The 5,401-nt window shown below is 61.0% G+C and carries 4 protein-coding genes; all 4 read left to right on the top strand.

The window, feature by feature from the left end; translation table 11 throughout:
• Window positions 1-2,166, top strand: a 2,166-nt coding sequence (locus VGD20_RS12055) for a TonB-dependent receptor (protein ID WP_331134678.1), incomplete at its 5' end; no start/stop codon positions are given.
• Between the two features lie 48 nt (window positions 2,167-2,214).
• Window positions 2,215-2,835, top strand: a complete 621-nt coding sequence (locus tag VGD20_RS12050) for a TetR/AcrR family transcriptional regulator (RefSeq protein WP_331134677.1) — start codon at window positions 2,215-2,217, stop codon at window positions 2,833-2,835.
• A 458-nt stretch (window positions 2,836-3,293) separates the two neighbouring features.
• Window positions 3,294-4,424 (top strand): hypothetical protein, encoded by a 1,131-nt coding sequence (locus VGD20_RS12045; RefSeq protein WP_331134676.1) that lies wholly within the window; start codon window positions 3,294-3,296, stop codon window positions 4,422-4,424.
• A gap of 156 nt (window positions 4,425-4,580) precedes the next feature.
• Window positions 4,581-5,135, top strand: coding sequence for a hypothetical protein (locus tag VGD20_RS12040; RefSeq protein ID WP_331134675.1), 555 nt, complete (start codon window positions 4,581-4,583; stop codon window positions 5,133-5,135).
• Window positions 5,136-5,401: the final 266 nt, after the last annotated feature.

Raw genomic sequence — 5,401 nt, 5'->3', positions numbered from 1 at the left:
ACTCTTTGGGCGCAGGAGGGCGATACGACCATCGGCGACGAAATCGTCGTGACCGCCCAGAAGCGATCGCAGGCGCTGATCGACGTGCCACAGTCGGTGTCGGTCGTCTCGGGCGCGACGCTCGAGCAGCAGGGGGCGACCGGGTTCGCCGATTATCTGAAAAATGTTCCCAGCCTGCAGCTCGTCCAGGGCACGCCCGGCCAGGGACGGCTCGTGCTGCGCGGCATCAACACTGGCGGGGTCGCGTCGACCGTCGCGGTCTATGTCGACGAAACCCCCTTCGGATCGAGCACCGGTCTTGCCAACGGCTCCGAACTTGCAGGCGATTTCGACAGTTTCGACATCGCGCGGATCGAGGTGCTGCGCGGGCCGCAAGGGACGCTGTACGGCGCAAGCTCGCTAGGCGGCCTACTCAAATTCGTGACCAACGAGCCCTCGACGTCGAGCTTCGAAGCCAAAGCGCTCGGCGGCATCGAATTCACCGACGGCGGCGATGCCTCGTACCGCGGCGCGGCCATGGTCAACGTCCCGCTCGGCGAAACGCTCGCTTTCCGCGCCTCGGGTTCGTACCGCAAGCAGGGCGGCTATATCGACTCGATCGGCACCGCCAGATCGAATGTTCGTAGCAATATCAACGATTTCGAGAATTATGGCGGCCGCGCCTCGCTGCTCTGGAAACCCGACGCCAATCTGAGCGTCCGGCTGAGCGTGCTGCTCCAGAATCTGTATGTCGACGCCCCCGGCATCGTCGAAGCCGATCCCGCAACGTTGAAGCCGCTCTACGGCGGTCTCACGCAATCGGAATATCTGCCGACCTTCAGCAATGTGAAATACCGGCTCTACAACGGCACGATCGACTATGATTTCGGCGGCGTGACGTTGACCTCGGCGACGAGCTATGGCGAGCAGCTCCAATCGTTCCGCGCCGACTATACCGCAAATCTCTCTGCGGCGCTCGCCGGCGCCTATGCCTATTTCGACCAGTTCACGGAAAGCCGCAAATGGACGCAGGAACTGCGCCTCGCGTCGAACCGCGGCGACCTCGTCGAGTGGCTGATCGGCGGGTATTACACGCATGAAAAGGCGCGCATCTTCCAGGATTTGAAGAGCGCCGTGCCCGGTACACCCGGCGTGCTGACCCCGATAGACCTGCCCTACGACCTGGCGGTGTTCAATCTCGACTCGCGCTATGAAGAGGTCGCGGGTTTCGCAAACGCGACGCTGCACCTTGCGCCCTGGTTCGATATCGACCTCGGCGGTCGGTACAGCCATAACAGTCAGCGCGCCAAGCAAGCGACCGGCGGCGTATTGCTCGGCACCGACCTTGTCGACGGCCTGCGTTCGTCGGACAATGTCTTCACCTGGTCGATCGCGCCCAAGGTCAAGTTCGGCGAACAGGCGTCGCTCTATGCGCGCATCGCCAAAGGCTATCGCCCCGGCGGTCCGAATGTCGTTCCGATCGACTCGCCGCAGGGAACCCCGACAACCTATCAGGCCGATACGGTCACCAGCTACGAGATCGGGTTCAAAGGCGACACCGCCGATCGCGGCGCCTCGGTCGAAGCGTCGCTCTACCATATTGACTGGACCGACATTCAACTCGCCGCCGTCGTCAACGGCTTCGGGGTCAACGTCAACGGCACGAGCGCGAAGATCGACGGCGCCGAAATCGTCGCGACGTTGCGCCCGACGCGCGGCTTCACGACCTCGGTCGGCTTCACCTACACCGACGCACGGCTCAGCGGCGATACCGATCCGGCCGCGGTCGGCGCGGTCAAGGGCGACCGCCTGCCTTTCACACCGAAATATGCCGTCAACCTCAACGCCGACTACCAATGGGATCTTGGCTCTACCGTCACCGCCTCGATCGGCGGCTCGGTCCGGTCGGTCTCACGCCAGAGCGGCAGCTTCGACCCCGCTTATCGCGCCGTTTATGGTCGTTTCGCGCGCCTGGCGGCCTATGAAGTGATCGACTTGCGCGCGAGCCTCGATTTCGGGCGCTATTCACTGACCGCCTATGCCAACAATGTGACGAACAGCGGTGGCGTGACCTCTACGCAGGCGCTGCTCGGGGTTGCCGGGGCGCCCCGCAACGTAAACGGCGCGCTCGGCACCGCCATCATCCGGCCACGGACGATCGGCCTTAACGCGACGGTGGCATTTTGAGGCGGCTCGCCTATCACCGTCGCACGCGCTATCGCAGATGACCGGGGCATGACGACGACCGCAACCAGACCACGCCGAAGCCAGGCCGACCGCAGCGCCGCGACCCGCGCACGGGTGCTGGCGGCGGCGCGCGACGTGCTTTGCTCGCAAGGCTATTCGGGCGCGACCATGCTCACCATCCGCGACGCGGCGGGCATGAGCCTCGGCGCGATCCAGCACCAGTTTCCGACGAAGGCAAAGCTGATGGCCGCGGTAGCAGCCGAATTCGCGGCCTATCGGACACGCGTCTACGCCGAAGCCATTCGGGCGGGGACAACACCTCGACAGTCGATGGAAAATCTGATCGACGCCAACTACCGGATGGTCAGCCTTCCGGAAATGGCGGCGGTGCTCGAAATCCACCTGGCCCGCCGCAACGACCCCGATCTGGATCAGGAAGTCGGCCCCGGCGCGCGGCGTTTCGATCGCCGGGTCCGGCTTTGGGGCCATATGATCCTGCGCGCTGCGGGCATCGACAATGACGAGGCTTATCAAACGCTGCAACTGCTCAACAATGCGGTGACGCGCGGTTTGACGGTCGAATTTATTCGCAACCCCAATATGGAATTGATCGAGCGATCCGTCGCCATCTGGAAACGCCAGATGCTCGAACTGGTCTTTGGTCCGTGACCAGATCACATGGCTGGCCGTCAGGGGACTATCCGCTTCTAAGCGCAAGTTTCGAGAAGCAGACATCTGCATCACGATGATCAACATTTCGATGCGAACATCGAGGTTCCTCATTGAACAACTCGTCGATCGAACAGGCAAGGACGCTGAGGTGTTTCCGCAACCCGGACGCAAACCATCGAACACCGGCGCTTGCAGCACGGCAAGATTCCCGCATAATATCAACATCAAGGTGAGGTCCGCGCTCCGCTGATTTACGCCGCGAGCTGTACCAGATGCTCTGACGACGGATCATATCCATGTTGACACAAAGCGTATCCTCGCCAACCCCGCCGAAGGCCCGATTCAACCCGCGCCGCTTCCTTCTTCTGGCGGCGCTGTGGATGACGATAGGGTCATTTGTCGGCTTTATCGTCGCCGGCGCAAACGGGGTGGCACCCGATTCATGGATACCCTTCGTGGTGATCGGATACATCGCGGCAAGCTTCCTGTTCACCGGTACGTTCGTGGCGGGCATATCGCGCAATCTGAAACCGATGCTCGAGTCCGCGCAGAGCGGCATCGCAGACCGGTTTCTCGAATCTGCCGACGGTGGAATTTCGCCCGGCAAACGCGTGCTGGCGCGTGTCGGCAAGCTTGAAGAGGCAGGCCTGACGGTTTCGAACTTCAATCATATGTTCATTTTCACGCTGACGGTGTTTCCGGAACATGGCGCCCCTTATGAAACGGCAATCCGCCAATTCATCACCATGGGCGAGTTGCCCAATTTCTACACCGGACGCTTTGTCGTGTTCATCGAGGATCCGGAGAGCCCCGGCTATGGGGTCATCGAAAAGGACCCGCCCGAGGATTGGCAGCAAAAAGCCGCCGAGCCGCCGCCCGCCTACAAGACGCAAAAAGCCGAGACATCCTATCCCGACAAAGGCACGAGGTTGTTGGGCGGCGCGCTCGATCTGTCCGCCCGGATGTCACCGGCGCGGCTAACCGCCAGTTTGATCGCGACTTTGGCCTTCCTTGTGCTCGGCTTTTTGGCCCCCTTCGCCCTCGTGACGGGCGGGATCGAGACGGTAACGACATTCGTGCAGGATTTGCCGAAAACGCTCACCGGGCGGAACGAAGGGAATTTCGACAGGGAGAAGCTCCGCAAGGCATATGATCGTGCGATAGCCTATGCGGGCAACCGCCAAATCCATGACATGAATATCTACAAGGACCACGTGACGCTGACGGTCGAAAATCCGTCGCGGGAGAATGCCTATGACGATGTCACCATGCGCGGCGCAGTCGTAGATTCCCGGCCTGACGGGACAAGTGCTTCGATCGGGCCCGAGGCGACTTTCCGCGCCGCCGATACGAATTTCGCGGCGCTCGAACAGGCGCTGGGCGATGCGCTGATGCACGGCGACAAGAACCAGCTTTCCTATATCGGGTTCCGCAATCGGTCGGAAATCTCGACAATAAGGATCAATAGCGCATCCGGCATATCGATCGACGAGAGGAAATTCGTTGTTATCGCAGCCGGGTTCGACAGCGATTATGGATCGGCTTCCCGAACATATGATGCAGCGACCGGACGGTTTTTGAATTAAATTCGACAGTCATTACACCCGCGGGACGTGATCGGGCCCGGAGCCAGAAACCATCGCCCGTACGGTACACAGTCCGGTACAACACGCGTTTGCCAAGCTGTACTGAAACGATAGAAAGGCCACATATCGTCACTCGATCAAGGATCCGGACGTCTCGTGAAAATTCATCCAGCCCCACTCGTCCTGACACTTGCATTTCTCCTCGCCAGCCCCGTTCGGGCCGACGACGGTTCCGGATACGAGATCGACCCGTCCAGCCTGACGCTTGCCGACATCATCGCATGCAAACTCAAAGACGTGCCCACATGGAACGGATTTGCGTTCTGGTTTCACGATAATGCGGAGGCAAAGCGCCACTACGGAATGACGGCGGTGAAGAGCAGCAACCCGTTCCTCTCCGAATATCGGCTTGCAACGCCGGTAGCCGTGTTCGGCCGGACGACCGATCGGGTCGCATTCAGCAATTCGGGCCTGATGGCCGTTTTTCCAGAGCTCACTCCGCAGGCTCTGGCGAAGGAATTGGGGATCACCCCGGTCATTGACGCCCCGGGGAAATATCTGGGTGAGCGCTCGATCGTCGAGGCGCCCTTCGATGGGGGATCGCCGAGCTTTCAGGGGACATCCAGGATTTCGCTCAATGTCTCGACCGTTACCACGCACCCGGGGAAGGTTCTGGCTGGGTGCAGCTACCGGATCGACATCAAGGATTGAGTCCTCACCGGACGGAAAGATCCACGCGGCAGTCACGACAAGCGCGCCATCGAATTTCTCGCCTTGCTCGCTCCCGAGTGAATACGCAACGGGCGGGGGAGTGTGATGATCCGGATCCTCGATGATCGAGCATTCCCATGCGGCTCGGAGGCCTGTGTCCCGCCTCTGGTGACGATCGCCAACGCGGGCTTGAGGCCTTGCGCAGAATGCTTTGAAGGTTTCCGCCCGATTCTATACGGGCACCGAATTGGTTGCTTCCCTCGCCT

The sequence above is a fragment of the Sphingopyxis sp. genome (genome assembly GCF_036402335.1).
Taxonomy (GTDB): domain Bacteria; phylum Pseudomonadota; class Alphaproteobacteria; order Sphingomonadales; family Sphingomonadaceae; genus Sphingopyxis.
This window is presented reverse-complemented; position numbering and strand designations above follow the sequence as displayed.